General features: G+C 61.8%; 27 protein-coding genes. 17 read left to right on the top strand and 10 right to left on the bottom strand.

The window, feature by feature from the left end; genetic code table 11:
* Nucleotides 1-4 precede the first annotated feature (4 nt).
* The 17 genes from ACVJGD_RS09025 (at nucleotide 5) to ACVJGD_RS08945 (ending at nucleotide 11,861) form a co-directional block, all read left to right on the top strand.
* Nucleotides 5-1,195 (top strand): DNA circularization N-terminal domain-containing protein, encoded by a 1,191-nt coding sequence (locus ACVJGD_RS09025; RefSeq protein ID WP_456634020.1) that lies wholly within the window; start codon nucleotides 5-7, stop codon nucleotides 1,193-1,195.
* Complete coding sequence (locus tag ACVJGD_RS09020) at nucleotides 1,192-2,535, top strand: phage baseplate assembly protein (protein ID WP_456634019.1); 1,344 nt, start codon at nucleotides 1,192-1,194, stop codon at nucleotides 2,533-2,535. The genes ACVJGD_RS09025 and ACVJGD_RS09020 overlap by 4 nt, the downstream gene beginning before the upstream one ends.
* Complete coding sequence (locus ACVJGD_RS09015; RefSeq protein ID WP_456634018.1) at nucleotides 2,532-3,125, top strand: hypothetical protein; 594 nt, start codon at nucleotides 2,532-2,534, stop codon at nucleotides 3,123-3,125. The genes ACVJGD_RS09020 and ACVJGD_RS09015 overlap by 4 nt, the downstream gene beginning before the upstream one ends.
* Nucleotides 3,125-3,673, top strand: coding sequence for a phage GP46 family protein (locus ACVJGD_RS09010; RefSeq protein WP_456634017.1), 549 nt, complete (start codon nucleotides 3,125-3,127; stop codon nucleotides 3,671-3,673). The genes ACVJGD_RS09015 and ACVJGD_RS09010 overlap by 1 nt, the downstream gene beginning before the upstream one ends.
* 12 nt (nucleotides 3,674-3,685) lie before the next feature.
* Entirely contained in the window at nucleotides 3,686-4,918 is a 1,233-nt protein-coding gene (locus tag ACVJGD_RS09005; RefSeq protein ID WP_456634016.1) for a baseplate J/gp47 family protein, read from the top strand.
* On the top strand, nucleotides 4,912-5,784 hold the full coding sequence (locus tag ACVJGD_RS09000; RefSeq protein WP_456634015.1) for a hypothetical protein: 873 nt from the start codon (nucleotides 4,912-4,914) through the stop codon (nucleotides 5,782-5,784). The genes ACVJGD_RS09005 and ACVJGD_RS09000 overlap by 7 nt, the downstream gene beginning before the upstream one ends.
* 1 nt (nucleotide 5,785) lies before the next feature.
* Nucleotides 5,786-6,304, top strand: coding sequence for a hypothetical protein (locus tag ACVJGD_RS08995; RefSeq protein ID WP_456634014.1), 519 nt, complete (start codon nucleotides 5,786-5,788; stop codon nucleotides 6,302-6,304).
* Entirely contained in the window at nucleotides 6,304-7,344 is a 1,041-nt protein-coding gene (locus ACVJGD_RS08990) for a hypothetical protein (protein ID WP_456634013.1), read from the top strand. Before ACVJGD_RS08995 ends, ACVJGD_RS08990 begins: the two co-directional genes overlap by 1 nt.
* Complete coding sequence (locus ACVJGD_RS08985) at nucleotides 7,344-7,667, top strand: hypothetical protein (RefSeq protein WP_456634012.1); 324 nt, start codon at nucleotides 7,344-7,346, stop codon at nucleotides 7,665-7,667. The genes ACVJGD_RS08990 and ACVJGD_RS08985 overlap by 1 nt, the downstream gene beginning before the upstream one ends.
* Nucleotides 7,642-8,118 (top strand): hypothetical protein, encoded by a 477-nt coding sequence (locus ACVJGD_RS08980; protein WP_456634011.1) that lies wholly within the window; start codon nucleotides 7,642-7,644, stop codon nucleotides 8,116-8,118. The genes ACVJGD_RS08985 and ACVJGD_RS08980 overlap by 26 nt, the downstream gene beginning before the upstream one ends.
* A 6-nt stretch (nucleotides 8,119-8,124) precedes the next feature.
* Nucleotides 8,125-9,432: a hypothetical protein gene (locus ACVJGD_RS08975; protein WP_456634010.1), complete on the top strand. Its 1,308-nt coding sequence runs from the start codon at nucleotides 8,125-8,127 to the stop codon at nucleotides 9,430-9,432.
* Between the two features lie 123 nt (nucleotides 9,433-9,555).
* Complete coding sequence (locus ACVJGD_RS08970; protein WP_456634009.1) at nucleotides 9,556-10,524, top strand: N-acetylmuramoyl-L-alanine amidase; 969 nt, start codon at nucleotides 9,556-9,558, stop codon at nucleotides 10,522-10,524.
* A 124-nt stretch (nucleotides 10,525-10,648) separates the two neighbouring features.
* Nucleotides 10,649-10,921, top strand: a complete 273-nt coding sequence (locus tag ACVJGD_RS08965) for a hypothetical protein (protein ID WP_456634008.1) — start codon at nucleotides 10,649-10,651, stop codon at nucleotides 10,919-10,921.
* A 6-nt stretch (nucleotides 10,922-10,927) separates the two neighbouring features.
* The gene (locus ACVJGD_RS08960; RefSeq protein ID WP_456634007.1) at nucleotides 10,928-11,164 is read left to right on the top strand and encodes a hypothetical protein; all 237 of its coding nucleotides are present in this window, start codon (nucleotides 10,928-10,930) and stop codon (nucleotides 11,162-11,164) included.
* A gap of 1 nt (nucleotide 11,165) precedes the next feature.
* Entirely contained in the window at nucleotides 11,166-11,357 is a 192-nt protein-coding gene (locus ACVJGD_RS08955) for a hypothetical protein (RefSeq protein ID WP_456634006.1), read from the top strand.
* A 10-nt stretch (nucleotides 11,358-11,367) separates the two neighbouring features.
* Complete coding sequence (locus tag ACVJGD_RS08950; RefSeq protein ID WP_456634005.1) at nucleotides 11,368-11,631, top strand: hypothetical protein; 264 nt, start codon at nucleotides 11,368-11,370, stop codon at nucleotides 11,629-11,631.
* A complete protein-coding gene (locus ACVJGD_RS08945) occupies nucleotides 11,628-11,861 on the top strand; it encodes a hypothetical protein (RefSeq protein WP_456634004.1) in 234 nt (77 codons plus the stop codon). Before ACVJGD_RS08950 ends, ACVJGD_RS08945 begins: the two co-directional genes overlap by 4 nt.
* Before the next feature lie 199 nt (nucleotides 11,862-12,060).
* On the opposite strand, the gene ACVJGD_RS08940 is transcribed toward ACVJGD_RS08945, so the two are convergent.
* The 10 genes from ACVJGD_RS08940 to ACVJGD_RS08895 form a co-directional block, all read right to left on the bottom strand.
* Nucleotides 12,061-12,273 carry a hypothetical protein gene (locus ACVJGD_RS08940; protein WP_456634003.1) on the bottom strand — a complete coding sequence of 71 codons (213 nt, stop codon included), beginning with the start codon at nucleotides 12,271-12,273 and terminating at the stop codon, nucleotides 12,061-12,063.
* The gene (locus ACVJGD_RS08935) at nucleotides 12,270-12,503 is read right to left on the bottom strand and encodes a hypothetical protein (RefSeq protein ID WP_456634002.1); all 234 of its coding nucleotides are present in this window, start codon (nucleotides 12,501-12,503) and stop codon (nucleotides 12,270-12,272) included. The genes ACVJGD_RS08940 and ACVJGD_RS08935 overlap by 4 nt, the downstream gene beginning before the upstream one ends.
* 99 nt (nucleotides 12,504-12,602) lie before the next feature.
* Nucleotides 12,603-13,019, bottom strand: a complete 417-nt coding sequence (locus ACVJGD_RS08930; RefSeq protein ID WP_456634001.1) for a hypothetical protein — start codon at nucleotides 13,017-13,019, stop codon at nucleotides 12,603-12,605.
* A gap of 236 nt (nucleotides 13,020-13,255) precedes the next feature.
* Entirely contained in the window at nucleotides 13,256-13,525 is a 270-nt protein-coding gene (locus tag ACVJGD_RS08925) for a hypothetical protein (RefSeq protein WP_456634000.1), read from the bottom strand.
* Nucleotides 13,522-14,316 carry a hypothetical protein gene (locus ACVJGD_RS08920; protein ID WP_456633999.1) on the bottom strand — a complete coding sequence of 265 codons (795 nt, stop codon included), beginning with the start codon at nucleotides 14,314-14,316 and terminating at the stop codon, nucleotides 13,522-13,524. The genes ACVJGD_RS08925 and ACVJGD_RS08920 overlap by 4 nt, the downstream gene beginning before the upstream one ends.
* A gap of 488 nt (nucleotides 14,317-14,804) precedes the next feature.
* Nucleotides 14,805-14,999, bottom strand: coding sequence for a hypothetical protein (locus tag ACVJGD_RS08915; protein ID WP_456633998.1), 195 nt, complete (start codon nucleotides 14,997-14,999; stop codon nucleotides 14,805-14,807).
* Nucleotides 15,000-15,006: 7 nt separating this feature from the next.
* The gene (locus ACVJGD_RS08910) at nucleotides 15,007-15,210 is read right to left on the bottom strand and encodes a hypothetical protein (protein WP_456633997.1); all 204 of its coding nucleotides are present in this window, start codon (nucleotides 15,208-15,210) and stop codon (nucleotides 15,007-15,009) included.
* Complete coding sequence (locus tag ACVJGD_RS08905; RefSeq protein WP_456633996.1) at nucleotides 15,207-15,515, bottom strand: hypothetical protein; 309 nt, start codon at nucleotides 15,513-15,515, stop codon at nucleotides 15,207-15,209. The genes ACVJGD_RS08910 and ACVJGD_RS08905 overlap by 4 nt, the downstream gene beginning before the upstream one ends.
* Nucleotides 15,512-15,877 carry a hypothetical protein gene (locus tag ACVJGD_RS08900; RefSeq protein ID WP_456633995.1) on the bottom strand — a complete coding sequence of 122 codons (366 nt, stop codon included), beginning with the start codon at nucleotides 15,875-15,877 and terminating at the stop codon, nucleotides 15,512-15,514. The genes ACVJGD_RS08905 and ACVJGD_RS08900 overlap by 4 nt, the downstream gene beginning before the upstream one ends.
* Nucleotides 15,870-16,520, bottom strand: a complete 651-nt coding sequence (locus tag ACVJGD_RS08895; RefSeq protein WP_456633994.1) for a hypothetical protein — start codon at nucleotides 16,518-16,520, stop codon at nucleotides 15,870-15,872. Before ACVJGD_RS08895 ends, ACVJGD_RS08900 begins: the two co-directional genes overlap by 8 nt.
* Nucleotides 16,521-16,553: the final 33 nt, after the last annotated feature.

The following is a 16,553-nucleotide window of genomic DNA, read 5'->3' as shown; positions in this document are numbered from 1 at the left end:
TTGAATGTCCCGAACCAATTGCGCGATCGGCAAGGACTACGTCCCGGCCTCGTTCAAGGGCGTGCAATTCTATTGCACCGAGGCCGACGTCGAAGGCGGCCGGCGCGGCGCCGAAGGCGAGTTTCCGTTCGGCGAGCAGACCGCCTATGCCGATCTGGGCCGGAGGATCCGGTCCTATAATCTGACCGCGATGTTCCGCGAGGACGATCATGTCTCGGACTCCGGCGCGCTGTTTGCGGCTTGCGAGTCGCCCGGACCCGGCATCCTGGTGCATCCGACCCGCGGCGCCGTCATGGTCGCCTGTCGGAAGATCAAGCTCACCGACAAGATCGAGGACGAAGCCGGGCAAACCTACGCCGAGATGGAGTTCGTCGAGGCCAACACGATTGGCGGCTTCGCCGGCTCGCTGTTCGGCATCATCTCCTCCGGGCTCAGCACCACCTCGCGGGATTCGTTCATCCGTGACTATCGGCCGACGCTGGTGTCGCAGCCGTGGCGGACGGACATCATCGATCGGGCGCAGAGCCTGGTCGATGTCGTCGCCACGACGGCGATCCAGACCATGCCGCCGGACGCGACGGCGCAGAAGCGGCGCGATGCCTTGCGGATGCAGGAGGTGGCGCAGGATGACGGACTGGCGGCCTCGGCGGGCAATATCGACAAGGCGCTGTCCACCGGCTTCATCGCCATCGCCGACAACGTCCAGGACCCGGCGACCAAATTCAGGACCATGAAGCGCCTGGCCAACGCCGCCTCGCACATCTCGACCTTGCCGGCGGGCGTTGCGGAAGAGAGCGAGGAGGCGGTGTTGAGCCGCCATCGGGTGCTGGCGGCGATCGGCATGGCCGAGGCGGCGATGGCGCAGAAATATGGCTATGTCGACGAAGCGCTGGCGGCGATGGATGCGGTGCTGGCGGTGCTCGAAGACGAGGCCCAGGTCGCCTACGACAACTGCGACAATCCGCTGTTCCTGGAATTGCGCAAGTACGCCACCGAGTTCAACAAGATGATGAACGACCTGGCGTATCGGCTGCCCAGCCTGGTCGCGGTCGATTTCATGGGCGGCGTGCATCCGCTGGTCGCGGCGTATGCGATCTACAAGGATGCCAAGCGGCATCGCGAATTGGAGCTGCGCAACAAGGTTGACGCCAACGGCAGGTTCTCGCCGATCGTGGTGGGTGTCGCGCCGGCATGAAACCCGTTGTCATCACGGTCGGCGGTTCGGCACTGGAAAACTGGACCGAGATGACCTTGCAGCGGAGCAAGGACGAACTGACCGGCAATCTGAGCGTGACGCTCTTTGCCGGCGCCATGCCGCCGACGCCGATCGCGCGTGGCGCCAGGGTGGGCGCCGACATCCAGGTTTATATCGCCGGGCAGTTGGCGTTCACCGGCACGGTCGACAAGCGTCAGGGCACCGGTGCCAAGCATGGCAATGATGGCACCGCTGCCGACAACAAGGAGACCCATGGTGAGTCCTCGATGTCGGTGTCGATCGGACCGAACGAATACACCATCGAGCTGACCGCGCGCGGCAAGACCAAGCGGCTGATCGACTCTAGTCACCAGCATCCAACCACCAACATGCTGAAGCCGACGACCAAGGAGGTCGTCGAAAAGCTGGTCGAGCCGTGGAAGACCCAGGTCGAATGGAAGGGCGAGACCATCAAGCTCGACAAGATGCGGTTTCGCGACGGCGCGCGGGTGGTCGACGAGCTCCATCGGGTGGCGATGGAGAACTGCTATTTCATGTACGAGACCCGTGATGGGAAGCTGCGCGTTACTGACGGTGTTGGTGCTGATTCTGGCGGTGGCGGCGATGCTCTTATTCTTGGCCAGAACATATTGAGCTTCAAGGCCGAGCAGAGCGAGGACGAGGCCAAGAGCAAGATCAAGGTCAAGGGCCAGCGCAGCGAAAAGAAGAAGTGGGGCGAGGAGGCCCTGTTCAAGACCTTCAAGGAAGTGCAGGACAGCTGGGTCAAGGATTTCGTGCCGCAGACGGTGCAGCACTACGGCGACGGCGACGACAAGACCTTGGAGCGGCGCGCCCGGTTCGAGGCCAACAAGCGCAATAGCGAGAGCAAGAAGATCACCATCGAGGTGTTTCACGTGCAGTCGCCGTCGGGCCAGCCGTGGGACATCGGCAACACGCATTACGTCGAGGTGCCGCCGGAAGGCATCTTCGACGTGTTCGAATGCACCGAGCTGACCTACACGGTGCAGGCCGACAAGGTTCTGAAGACGACGCTGGTGCTGTCGCCACCGCCCTCCGGTGGCGCGGGCGGCGGCGGAGGGGGTGGCGGTGGCTTCGGTTTGGCCAACCTCAATCTGAACATGGGCCAGGCCCGGCGCAGCCAGGCTGGAGTCGCCCTATCCGCTGACGAATACCCGGCGCCGTGGTCGCCGCCGATGCTGGCCGAGCTGCCACAGATCACCCTGGTCGAGGCCGCGGCGCAGCCGCCGAAAGACGATGACGCAGAGCCGACACGAGAACCGCCGCTGGTTCTGCCCCCCTGGTTTGGAGAGACATCATGAGTTTCACCCGGTTTCGCGAGCGATCCAGGGACGTGCAGGACGGCACCGAACGCCACGTGTGGGGCAAGCAGGAATATATCAAGAGCGCCGGCTCGATCATCAAGGTCCGCGGCACCGACACCGAGGACGAGGAGGCCGCGGTGCTCGTCATCGGCGGCGTCAGTTTCAACGTCAAAGAGAAGTTCAACACCGAGGTCATGTTATTGGCGTCGTCGTCGGACACCCAACTGAAGATGGCGCTCTTGACGATTCCAAAGGACAAGCAACGGCGGTGGATGGAGGGGCACGGCGGCGTGCAGCATCCGACCGACGACGAGTTCGCGCTCGACTTCAGCGACAAGATTGCGCATCTGACCAAGAACAAGTTTGGCGTCGGCGAGAACGGCGAGTTCGAGGTCAAGGGCAAGGAGAGCTATTTCCGGGTCGACAAATTGATCGTCACCGGCGAGCTGATCGTCAACAAGCGGGTCAAGACGCCCGAGGTGGTGCAGGGCAGCGAAGATCCGCCGAAGTTCGAGGGCGCCAAACAGGCCGAAGCGAAGGACGATGACAGCGGTAGCCAGCCGACCCAGATCGAGATGGACATCTGATGGTCACGCTGGCGGATGATCCTTGCCTGGCCCAGAACACCGGGCGCCGGAGGATCTTCTGGACCACAAGGGTGGAGGTCTGTGGCAACTACACTCTGTGTGGCGAGCCATGCACGATTCCGGGGCTAGAATATGAGGACAGTGAATCTGGTCGCACCATCAAGACCGACGAGTGGCTGAACGGCCTGATCCTCAACATCCTCAACACCCGCGCCCGTACCGACGCCAAGTGCCCCTCGCCAGCGGCGGTGTTCGGGCATTGGTCGGAGTCTTATCGCGATGATGGGCTCTACATCGGATCGCGATTGTGGAATGCGGCGTCGAAGGCCTACGTGCGGGTCGCTGACGCGGTAAAGGCAATCCAGGCCGCGGTGCAAGCCGACATGGGCAAGCTGATTGCCATGGGCGTGGCTGACAGCGTCGATGTGAGCGCGACCTATCGCGGGCGCAATCTGGTCGAGGTTCTCGTCACTGCGACCGTGATGAACAACCGCCACGTCCTCAGTCTATCCGGGCACTTCGTTTCCGGGACCTGGGTTTGGCACTAACGGATCGATGCAATGTCATGTGTCATTCTCCGGCCCGATCCGAAGGCGCTGTTCGATCAGCTCCAGAATATGTTCTCGTCGACCGTGCTCGGCGGCGCCAAGGTCATTCCGGAGTCGAACGAGTGGTACGTCGTCAGCAACGATTACGCGATGGCGGAGCAGTATTTCGCCATCGCCGATCAGCTGTGGCGCGAGAACAATCCCGAGACCGCCTGCTGTGACAACCTCTACAAGATGGCGGCGCAGCGCGGGGTCTATCCGCGGCCGGCCACCCACGCCGAAGGCTACGCCAAGCTGAGCGGGGTGGTTGGCTCGCCGGTGCCGCCGTCGTTGGAAATCCAGACCAGCATTGGGACCTTCGTCTCGGTCGGCACCATTCCGCTGACCATTCCCAACAGCGGCGAGATCGTGGTTCGCATCCGCGCCCTCACGCCGGGTCCTGAGTACAACTCGGCCGGCGAAATCACCACTGGCACTTTGAACACATCAGCGCCGGGCATCAACGGCGAGGTGCAGATTTGCGGCGGCCAGTTTTGCGGCGGTGCCGACGCCGAGAGCTGCGAGGCGTTTCGCAAGCGCTATCTGGACCGTCTGGCCTATCAGCCGCGCGCCACCATGGCCTGGATCAAGGCGAAGCTGCTGGAGTTTCCCTGCGCCACCCGGGTCTGCGTGCGGGAAGGCACCTGTTGCCGTTGCACGCCGGAGTGCAGCGATTGCATCGAGTGCGGCTGCAAATATTGCGGCACGCGGATGGAATTTTACGTGTTGTTCGATGACGTGTTTCCGTGCGGCATTCCACCGCAGAACATCGTTGATGATATCACCACGTGGCTGTTCGGCGATCCGCAGGGCTATGGCGAGGGGCAGGTCGAGATTGGGGTGTGCGGGAAGATTTACACCCCGGTGCCGTTGATGGTGAATGTCTTCATTGACATCGAAGGCTGCGCGTCATCGGCGCAGAAACAAATGATCGCCGATCAGATCCGCGAGATCTTCAAGCGGATCTGTCCATCGCTGCCGCTGCGGGTCAAGCAGATGGACCTGATCGTCGCGTCGGTGATCGGCGCCGAGGTCAATTCGCAGGTCCGTTTCGAGATCGTCGGTTACGAGGACCAGGTGCCGCCATTCCCGCGGGATCTGGTCTGGGTCACCACCTGCGGCGACCTCGAACCGGAGTGCGATGTGCTGCCGTGCCTGAACGAGGTGATCTTCGTTGCTCCTGATACGCGGAAGCCAGCATGCTAGGCGCGGATGGATGCGTCGAGGTTCTGGCGCCGGTCGACCCCGCCTGCTGTCCGCCGCCGCTATGCGGCAATGATCTGTGCTGCACCTTTGTCGCGTTCTTCAATCTGCTGCCGTCGGGACCGCTGTGGGACTACTGGAAGGAAGCCGCCATCAGCTACTTCCAGCGCTCCGACGATCCGTCGCAGTGCCCATTGCTGAAGGACCCGCAGTGTCCATCGCTGATCCTGCACGCGATCTATACGGTCCTGAAGCTGCGGGTCATGGTGCAGGGCGCCCTATGGGTCTCATTCCGCGAGAGCAATCCCTACACGGCGGTGACCACGCTGGACGATCATCTGGCCCGACTGCACTGGGAGGATTGCTACAACCAGCATTGTCGCTCGGTCCTGCTGGGTGAAATTACGCCGCTGGAAATCATGGGCGAGTGCGGCCCGGTGTTTTGTCCGCCAACCTTCTCGGGGGAGCTGGAATTGGCGGTGAAGCGCGGCGTCGCCATCGCCCTGACCCGCGCCAACACCGGCATCATCAAGAACCTTTGCGCCCTGAACTGGGTGATCGATCCGCTCGGCGCCGAGATTGTTCCGGACCTTCTTCACGTCGACGACCGCATGTTCGAGCCGTGCGATCCATGGGGCTGCGCCGATGCGCTGTTCATCGTTCGTCATTCCCGGGACTGGCTCGAAGGCGTGGGCTCGGGCGATGTCTGCCAAACCCATCTGCCGCGGCCGAAGGTGCCGGCCTATTGGACCCCGACCGTCTGCGATCCGCTCGGGTTGCCACAGATGATCTGGCCGGGCGTGCTGGCCGCTGAATGCATCGTCAGATCGATGCTGCCTTGTCCTGGCATCGTAAGGTCGGAGTGCTGAGATGTCGATCTTCCCCGATAGCACCACGGCCGGCGGTCTTGTGATCCGCGACGAGGCGGGTCAGCCGACCAATCCGCCGAACGTGCCGAGCGCTTATGTCCCGGCGCCGGAGTATGTAATCACTTGTCCGCCGACCGCGTTGCCGGCCGATTGCACCGCGCGGCTGGAGGCGAAGCAAGTCAACGCCATCGTTTCGGAGCTGCTTGCGCTGGCGGAATATTACGACCCCGACGGGCCATGGGATTGTAACTCGCTGACCAACCTGCGCGCCGCCTTCGCCGAATGGGTGTTCGTGCATATGGGGCTTTACACCACCCTGGAGCCGCCACCTGAGCCGCACAAGGCGTTTTGGTGGGATAACGAAACCGGGGTGTTCCATATCTATTACGAGGACCCGCTCACCGGCGCCAAGCAATGGGTGCAGGCTAACGGCGCGGTCGTGGATCAAGTCTCCATCATTGGCACCGGGATTGCCGGCCGGCCACTGTCAGTCGGCGCTATCGACTGCGGGAGTTACTGATGGCTGAGTTTCATTTCCCTCTCGAACCGGCCGTCGGCGAGACCTACGAACTCAACGGCGTGGTCTTCACCTGGACCGGCGAAGCGTGGGTGTTGAACTCGTTCGTCACACCGCTGCCGAACCCGCCGCCAGTGGTCCAGATCAAGCGGACCGAGACCCCGGATAATCCGCCGGAGCTGCTGCGACCTGGTGAACTGGCGGTCGAGATGGGTGATCCGCTGCGGTTCTGGGTCGGGGTGCCGCCGACCCTCGATCCATTCCAGCGGAAACTGATATACGACAGCTCGGCGCCGGTAGGTCTTGGCGAAGCGCCGGAAGATGGCAAGGCCTACGGGCGCCGCGACGCGGCGTGGTCCCCGGTGGCCGAGGAAGCGCCATCTGACGGCAAGACCTACGGGCGGCGCAACGCCGCGTGGAGTGAGGCGCTGCCGATCGGCGGCGGCACTCTCACTGGGCCACTTAATTTGGCGGCCGACCCGACCACCGACGCCGAGGCCGGCAACAAGCACTACATCGACACCGCCATCGCGGCGGCCATCGCCGGAGCGCCGCCGCCGGTAGCCGTTCCGTCCGGCACCGTGATGCTGTTCTATCAGGCTGCGGCGCCGGTTGGCTGGACCAAGGTCACCACCCACAACGACAAGGTGCTGCGGGTGGTGAGCGGCAATGGCGGCGGCGCCGGCGGCGGTTACTCGTTCTCGTCCATCATCGCGCAGACTGTGACCGGCGCCACCACGCTGGCGGTTGCGCACATCCCGGGTGGCATCACCTCTTACGGCGCCAACACCATCACGGTCTACCCAAATGCCAACGGCGGCTACTATATCGATGTCAGCTCGGTGGCGTGGGGCGCCGGCACCAGCACTCCTGGCTCGTTTTATCATGGTCACCTCAACGGCAACAGCATCACGAACTCCAATTACCATCAGGCCAGCAACGGCATTTCTGTCGCTGTGAACAACGTCAGCGGCGCCGCGCACAACCACCCGATCAATCTCAACATGCAATACATCGACCTCATTCTGGCGAGTAAAGACTAATGGCTCAGGTCCCGCATGCGGAAGAAGGCCTGCTCTGTCCGCTACACAAGCAGGACATGTCGCAGGTGTGCCACAAGTGTCCGTGGTGGACCATGATCCGCGGCAAACACCCGCAGAACGAGGAGATGATTGACAACTGGTACTGCGCCATCGCGGTGCTGCCGGTGCTGCTAGTCGAGAATGCGCAGCAGTCCCGCGCCACAGGCGCTGCGGTCGAGAGCTTCCGCAATGGCGTGGTCGATAGCGTGATGACCGCGGTCGCGATGGCCGCCAACCAACAGCAGGGGAGACTGCTTGATGCGCGTCGCGATAAACGCAGTTGATGACATGATGTTCGTTGGACAGGAGCCGCACACGGTGGACTGCGTCAGGCTGCGTGCCGAGAAGATCGATGCGGTGCAGTGGCACGACGATTGGGGCGAGATCGAGTTCGCCACCGATTGGAAGGCGGTACCGCAATATCGGCCGCCGAACGAGCGCATCACCGATTTTTCCAAGTTCATGCCCTATATCGAGCAGTGGCGCAAACAGAAGGCCATCGACGATAAGAAGGAAAAAGAAATTCAAGACAAGATAGAGGCCGACTGGAGAATCGCACAGGAAAACCTGGCGGCGGCAGACAAGTACATGGAAGAGAGCAAGGCGGCGGCCGAGATCGAGATAGCCAAATTCAAGGCCGAAGCCGAGGCAGAGGTCAAAGCCAAGGCGGAGTTAATAGCCAAGGTGGCGGCGCTGGAGGCCAAGGTGGCGGCGTTAGAAGCCAGGGAAAGGTAAAATCCCATGACTGCGATGTTTCCTGACTCCGGCGTCCCTGCGTCGGATGCCAAGAACAGTTTGCTTGATCCCAACACGATCAACTGCATCGAGCTGTGGTATTCGACCAGCCGGTGCCAGCCGCGGTTCGATCCGGCGGCGGCCAATGCGATGCTCGCCGAGCTGCTCAATCTGATCGCCCGCGGCGAGGTGGTCTATGATTGCACGCGGTTTGATAACATCGAACGCGCGGCCCGCTACCTGGTCCAACGCGGAATCCCGCGTGGCGCCTATGCCGCTGGTGGCGGGTCCGTCTATACGCTGGCGATGGACCCGACGCTAACGCGCTACAACAACTTTCTGACCCTGACTATCGTCCCGGCGATCACCAACACCACTGTGGTGCGGGTCAATATCGACAACCTCGGCCTGGTGCCGGTTCTCCGTAATGACGGCCAAGAACTTCAAGCCAAGGACTGGACCGGTGGGGTCCCGACCATCATCGCCTATTGGAACGGTTACTTCTTCAACGTCGGCTTCGTGGCCAGTCAGGTGCCCCCTGGGCCACTGACGGCGCCGCTCGACCTTTGGGTCAACAACGCCTTCGGTAACGACAACAACGATGGCCACGCGAATGACCCCGCCCATGCGTTGGCGACGTTCCAGCGCGCCATCAATATTGCGTTCAGCTATCAACCCGGACCGTATCCGGTCAATGTTCACATCATGGCCGGCACCTACGCCGGCGCCTATACGCCGATCTATCCCGGCCCATCGTTGAACATCACCGGCCAAGGCGCCAGCACCATGATCGATGCCGGCGGCGGCACCGGTAAGGCTTTCTCCATTCAGGGGCCGAACAACGGGCAGTTTCACGACATCGCGGTTCGCGGCAATGGCGCGCCGCTGGCGGGCGGGGTCATCGTCGCCGGCGCGGGGGCGTCGCTCACCGCCAAAAACATCTACGCTTATGGCATGGGTGGTTCGTCGGTTTATCAGTCTACCTCCAACGCTTCGCTCTACATCGGCGCCACCACCTACTACGGCAGTGCGTGGTCACTGTTCTGGGCCAACTTCGGTGGGTATATCGGATATCTTCCCGAACAGCAGACCATCGCCGCGGCCATTGGGGTGACGCAGGCCAATATGTTCTGTCAGGGCGGCGCCTCCATCGCCATTCCGCAAACCACCCCGGAATGGCAAGGGGCCGGCAACATCTCTGGTCCGAGATATATCGTCGGCGGCAATGGCATGGTTCAGGACCAGACCGCGATTGGCAATTGGTTCCCCGGCAGTGTCCCCGGTTCGACTGATACCGGCGGGCAATACCTGTGATCGCTCCTCACCAATAGAGATTCCTTGCTGGTTCTGACCGGCCTTCGGCGCTGACATCAACGTCACCGTCGAGAACCGAATCCGTCGCCATTTCCATTCACCTCGCCACCTGGGAGGCGTGCAATGGTCTACAATTCGATCATCATCTCGTCCGGTCACGGGCAATACGTGCGCGGCGCCTGCGGCATCATCGACGAGGTCAACGAGGCCCGCATCCTGGTCGAGCGGCTCGCCACCGACCTCCGGTTTCGCGGTGTCGATGTCAAAACCTTCCACGACGACGTGTCTTATACCCAGAACGAGAACCTGAACCGGATCGTGGACTTCCATAACGGCCACATCCGACAGCTCGATATCAGCGTGCACTTCAACGCCTATGAGCAGGTCTCTCATGGCATGGGTGTGGAAGTGCTCTACGTGACGCAAGGGACGCTCGCCGGCCAAGTCTCGGCCGCCATCGCGGCTGCCGGCGGGCTCATCAACCGCGGCGCCAAGAAACGCACGGATCTGTTCTTTCTGAATTCGACCGAGGCGCCGGCGATCCTGTTGGAGGTCTGCTTTGTCGACAGCGAGGCCGACTGCTTCGCCTATCGCGATTACTTCGACGACATCTCGGCCGCCATCGCCGACACGCTCAGCGGCATGAGCGGGGAGGACATTCCGGACGTGCCGTTGCCGCCGTGCGAGACCACCATGACCGGCAAGGTGTCATGGTTCGGCGGCCCGGGGGACATGGGCGTCGCGCCGGATGAGGGGCTGGCGTTTATCTACAACGTCGAGCAGGCGCCGCATCTGTTTCTGCCGTACCAGCCGGAGGACACCACCGGCCTGGCGCGGCGACTCAATCCGTTCGTCCACTACATCGCCTGCCGTTGGAATTACGACGAGATGGCCAAGGACGAGATCCTGAAGCATGTCGCGCTGGTGCGCGCCCTCAAGACCGGCGTCGAACTGACGGCATTCCCGGCGGACTGGGGCCCGCATGGTGACACCGACCGCCTGGCCGACATCTCGCCGGGCCTGATGCACGACCTCGGCATCGAGACCGACGACGACGTCGAGGTGATCTTTCCGTACCGCGAGGAGGGCTAACCAATGATTATCGTGCAATGCCGCAGCGGCTGCACCGTCAATGCCGCCATTCCGTTGCCGCCGTATCCGCCGGTTTACTCGCCGCCGGCGGCGGCAGCCGCCAGGAAATGAAGGGGAGGGTGCTATGCGACCACTGATCCTTGCCGCGGCGATTGCCGCCTTTGGCTTCCTGACCACTGAAGCCTCGGCTGTCACGGTGATCCAGACCACGCAGGATGATGTGAAGAAGCACTGTGAGGGCAAGACCAAGTGCATGCGTGACTGTGGCAGCACCTATTGCAATTACATTTGCGACGATCCGAAAAAGCAATGCACGGCCACGGTCTATATCAAGAAGCCGCCACCGCCCCGCCGGCCGCGCCCGCCGATCAGCGGCAGCTCGGGGCGCATTCAGTAGAGAGCTATGCGCGTCATCCTGCTCGCGACGCTGATCGTGCTGCACGGCGCGGATCAGCACGAGATCATGGTCAATCCGGAGCAGGTGACCAGCATGCGCGCGGCGCGTCCCGGCAACCATCCGGACAAGCTGTTCGCCGAAGGCGTCGCCTGCATGATCAGCCTCACCGATGGCAAGTACGTCGCGGTGGTCGAGAGCTGCCAGGCCGCGCGCAGATTGATCGAGCAACGCAGAACCGACTGACATGAGCGACATCCGGCAAGAGGTGATCGACGGCATCCTGTGTGGAGTGCGCGAGGCCGCCGCCAACCTGTTTCGAGTCGCCAACAGCGGCGATCACGGCTGCCGCGACCGTGCCCGCAACGGCCTGAAGGATATCAGGCGCAGCACCACCATGATGCTGGCATTGGTCGAGGAAGTATTCGACCAGTCTTGAAGTCACAACCATGCTTGACCCGTCCTGCATCGGCAACGTCCTGGATGATATCCCGGTCGATGACAACGGCATGTGTCAATGGACCGACGTCGCCAATGCCCAGCTGCACATGCAGCGCGCGTTGCGGACGACGATGTTTGAAATGCAATCCCGCATCGACGTCCTGGAAGAGGCGCTGACGTATATCAGCAATCGACGGATCATGGATGGCGTCACCGCCATCTCGATGCGGGCCGTTGCCACCGCGGCCCTGAGAGGAGTGCTGTCGTCATGAGCGTCTTGATCAGTTTTCTGAATCTTCTGCTCTATCTCGCCATCATCATCCTGATTGCCTACGCCATCAAATGGGTGATCACCGGCTTCCTCGGCTGGCCCATCGATGCGATGGTCCTGAAGTGGGCAACGATCGTGGTCGGCTTACTCTGTATCATAGCCATCGTGGTGTGGGTCGCGGGCATGCTGGGTGCGGGGGCCGGCTTGCCGACGTTTTGGCACTACAAATAGACAGTCACAGTTCGAGGCGTTGCCGCCGGCCGGTCCGCCGCTGCCCTCGATCTGCAGGGGTTGCTAAAGAACTACTGCTTGACGCCTACCGTTGCGCAGACGCAAGCTGCCCGACGTTGGTGGGAACGTCTCCGTTTCTCTCAACACGCCAAAGTGGCTTCTTCACCCCGCCGGGAAAACTGGCGGGGATTTTTCTTTTTCACCCGCGCATCTGCTGAAACATCGCCTTGATGTCGGAGATCCACAGACGCTTGGCGCGGCGCGGCCGATATTGGTTCAGGACGTGCATCTGGCGCGCGGCGATCTCGTTGCGCTTGTGCTCGTTGGGTTCGTCAAAGTAGGCGCGCAGATCTTCCATGAAGGCGCGTGCGACCTCGGGCGGAAGGTCGGCTTGCTTGGGTCTGTCGATCACCGCTTGCTCCCGTTACTCCTGTGCTTCGCCCGCATCTCGGCGGCGAACACCTTGCCCTCGCGCACCCATGTATCGAGCGGCAGATCGTTGAGCGCTTTCACCAGCACCGCCTTGGTGTCCGACAGTCCGCCATCGTCGAATTTGAAATACCAATAGCCTTTGCCTAAAGCCCGGTACAGGTTTAGGCAGGGGTCACCGATCAGGTGGACGATGGTGTCTCTGTTGAACATCGTCATTGTTCCAATGGAGCAGACCCCGATTGAACACGCCGGCTGACGCCCGTCCAACTGGACAAAGGTACATCCGGGATTTTCCGGGCTACAAAAGTTTTATGTTCGCTTTTTCGGACGCGGCGCGTACCGCGAGATTCCTTGCTCGCGCGCAACCTTTGAGACGTAGGCGGGGCTGACTTCGTGCAACCTCGCGATGTCGGCGACCGGCATGGCGGCCTTGTAATCGCGGATCACGGCACGGCGGATCTTGGTCGGGAAATGCTTGGGGCGCGTCGGCAATCCGGCCATCCGCGCGTAGCGCAACACCGTGCCGCGGGTGCATCCGAACCGGTCGGCGATCCGGTTGACGTCCTCGCCCTTCTCATAGGCGCGGGTGATGACGACATAGCGCGCCAGCCGGTTGGCCCGCTCCTGCGGGAAGTGAAAGATGCGCTTGATCGAGGCAACCAGCGCTCGAAAATCGCGCGGCGCGTTCTTGGTCCGAATATAGGCGGCTGCGTCTTGTAGCTTCATCGTGGCCTTGTCGGAGCTCCTCTACCAATCCTGATACCCGACACGTTTGCCGATCATCCATGTGTCGCTGGCGGGCAGGTACTCGGCTTCGAAGAATGCCTTGAAGTCGGTGCCCATCAGTCCTGGTGGCGGCGTCCAGCCGTTGCTGCACGATGTTCTTCCGACTTAGATCAGCGCGTCGTAATTCAACCCGCTGGTGACTAGCGGCAGCTGCACCTTGACGACCTCAGTCATCTTCAGGGCGCGCAATCTGGAAACCGCACGCCGCCCTTGCCCTTCACGACAGCGCGCCCGCAGGTATCGGCGTGAGCCTGCAGCCGCTCGATCAACTGCAGGCATTGATTTGGGGTCAAGCCTATGATGACTTGGCCGCAGTCGCCGCCCTCGCGCGTGTTGAACGTCAACAGCACCTCGCCATTCTCGGCGAATGTCGTCACGCCAGCGTGCGCCGGTTCGTCGATGAGAACGATGCCTCCAGGAAGGATTGTGCCGGGAGTGCTGCTCATGCAGTTGCCTTTCGCTTGCCCGTGAGCTTGACGTTCTTTGGCTTCGCCTTTGCTGGCGGTCTGGTGGCTCGCCCCGTGACCAGTTCGAGCTTCGGCTTCGGCTTGCGGCGCCATCGGCCTTCCGAGGTTTCTAGTTCGCCCTTTTGTTGCAGATAATAGAGCTTGCGATAGGCGAACTTGGCCGGGATGCCAGCGGCCTTCGCGATAGCTTCGAGTGAGTTCCAGCCGTCGCATACACAGGCGAGAATATCGACGCGGCGGAATGGTTGGTTATTCGCGGGTGCTTCGACGACAACGGCCGGCGCGGGTTCGACCGGTGTGGGTTCGGCTGACACGGGTACGGTTGGTTCGGGTGCTACCGCTGGCGTTGCTGGCGCCGGTATTGTCGTCAACAGTTGAAGCACCAGGTCGGTGAGGACTGCGATTTCGGCGCGCATGCTCTTCAGCAGGTCGCGGTCGGTCTCGACCGGTGGCGGGATCTGTAGCGCCTTCTCCAGCGTGTTGCCGATCGGTCGCGGGATTTCGAGCTCGCCGACCGGCGCCGCCTTCTTCTCCCTGTCTTGAGGCGGCGTGAGGCCGTCCTGGCGGAATAGTTGCCGGACGCGGGCGCGCTCATTCAGAAACCAGCGATGGTCGCTCGGCGTCTTGGCCATGACGTGAGAGCGCACCGGCTTGTACGGCGAGACCTGCCAGCGGATCTCGATGTGACCGCTGCCTCGCGTACGGTGTTCGAACTTGACACCCCACAAGTCAAACTCGGATTTCATCATCCGCAGCGGATCGTCAGCCATGCGTTTCCTCTTGCGTTGTTCGTGAGGGTGCCGCGCCCGGCAGCGCGGGCCAGCTTACGTTGAGGTGTCGATCGGTGAAGAAACAGTCATCGCAAATAACGAACCGGCGATGTTCGGGGTGGCGCCAGATGCCCTTGCCCTGGCGGCACAGCACGCAATCGTTCTTGTAGGAGGTCAGGCGCGCGCCAAATCGCGTCATTGTGTTTCGTTCCGCTCCATAGATGTTGGTCCTCCGGCCCGCCGCCCGCTGGGGGCTGGGGGCAGCATTGCGGGCGACGGGCCTTCGGACCACTGCAACCGGTCTTTTGGATGGGACACCCGGTTGCAGCGAATTCATTCCATTGTTATGCGTGACCTCTTTCGGCCGGTGCGTAGAGCGACAGCAGATTGATCGCGAACTCGCCGGGGTCGAACTCCCTCGACCTTGACGATCTCGGTGCCGTTCGGCAGCGCGCCGGGGACCTGAGCCGTGGTGAAGACGATCTGTGTCATTGCTCGCCCCGCGCCCTTTGCCGTGCTTTCGTTGCGATGATCTCGTCGACGAAGGAGGAGATCGCCTTAATCGCGTCCTCGGGCGAGGCGCCTTCCGCGAGCAAATGATGGTAGACGTCCAGCAACCATCGCCCGTTGCCAGTGCTGGTGTTCGAGCGGCTCCATTCAACGATCAACCACCTCAAGTTCATTTTTAATCTACTCCAGGCCGGCATCGGCTTCTCCCTGCTGGGCCGCGACGCGCCGGCGGTAGGCATCAAATGCGCGTAAGATGTCCGGTTCCAGGGCGACCCAATGATCGCTGTCGTACCGTGGTGCGCGTAGGATAAAGCTATAGCCGTTGAACGAGGCATAAAGACCATCGCCCAAATATTCTTCTTCACACTTGGCGCGTTCGCTCACATCCAGGCCTCCACGATCGTCGGGTCGTCGTTATCGTGACGCGGTACGCAGTGCAGTCCGGCGCGGATGAAGATTTCGCGCATGAACAGAAGGCCGGTCGCGGAGGAATCGACGGTGCCGAATGCGTCCTCGGTAGCGACCACGGCCCCATTGCTGATCTCGAACTTCCGCGCCACGAATCCGGTCGGGTGATTGGCCGGGTGGTCGTAGACCGTCCACATCTGCAGCACGCTGCGTTGCGACGCCTCGTATTGGGTGCGCTGGATCTTGTCGACCATCTGGAGAAACGGATCATCTTGGCTCATTTCTTTTTTCTCGGCTTGCTCAAACCGTTGGTCTTCGCGTTCTCTCGTAGCTTTGCCTTCTCCTGCCATTTGGCCGCGACCTCGCGTTCCTTCTCGATGTCGATATCCTTTTGTTTGACGAACTGCTCCTGGTATCCGAGCGAGGTGATCACGGCAGCGATGGTCGCGTGCTGCGGGCTTCGGGTCTCGCCCTTGAACCAGTTGTTCAAGGTGCTGGTTGAGACACCTGATATCTCATGGACGATGCCAAGCTTCTTGATCAGACCTTCGTCCTCGACCAGCGTCTTCACCTTATCGATGACGGGATTCCTGCCGCCCAAAGGATTGTAGGTTCGGTAGATCCGTAAAAACCCCTTAGCCATTGGCCGCCACCGCCATCTCGATCTGCTTGCCTTTGCTGGTTAGTTCATAGCCGTGGCCGTTCTTCTTGATCAGACCATGCGTCTTGGCGCGTTCGAGCACACCAGAAACAGATTTGGGCGACATGCCTCTGTCGGCCATGCGCTGGCGCAGATCCGAGGGCGACAGCGGCCCAGCCTCAAGTGCCGCGCGCAAGACGATGTTGCCGGAGCCGGGAGACGCGCGTCCACCGGGGCCGTGCTTCACTTCAGGCGCGGGCAGGGCTGGCATGGCACCACCCAGCTGCGTGCGCGCGGTTGCGGTGAGCTGGTGCATGCCCTTGCTGACGCCGGCTTCAATCAGACCTTGCCTGCGCATCGTTGACGTCGCCGTGTAGGCGCTGGATTTATTACCGCCAATCGCTCTGGCGATGTCGTTGATGTGCTTTGGTCCATCCAGCAACAGCTTGACGATGGTCTGTTGATTGTTGCCGCCGTTGCGTTGGGCTTGCGCGTGCTGATCCAGCTGCTTTCGGCCGGCGCCTTGGCCGCCATGGCCAAGGTCGAGATGCAAGTCGACGATTCCAGGCATGTCGTGCAGCTTGCGCAGCACGGTGCCGAGCGCGATTTCCTCGACTTCAAGTCGGATCGGGAAGGTCTTTGGCATTGGTCCTTTCTCCAGGTTGGGGGTGACGCTCGT

It is taken from the genome of Bradyrhizobium sp. USDA 10063, assembly GCF_054063735.1.
Note: the sequence above shows the minus strand (reverse complement) of the source record. Positions and strands in the feature narration are given on the sequence as shown.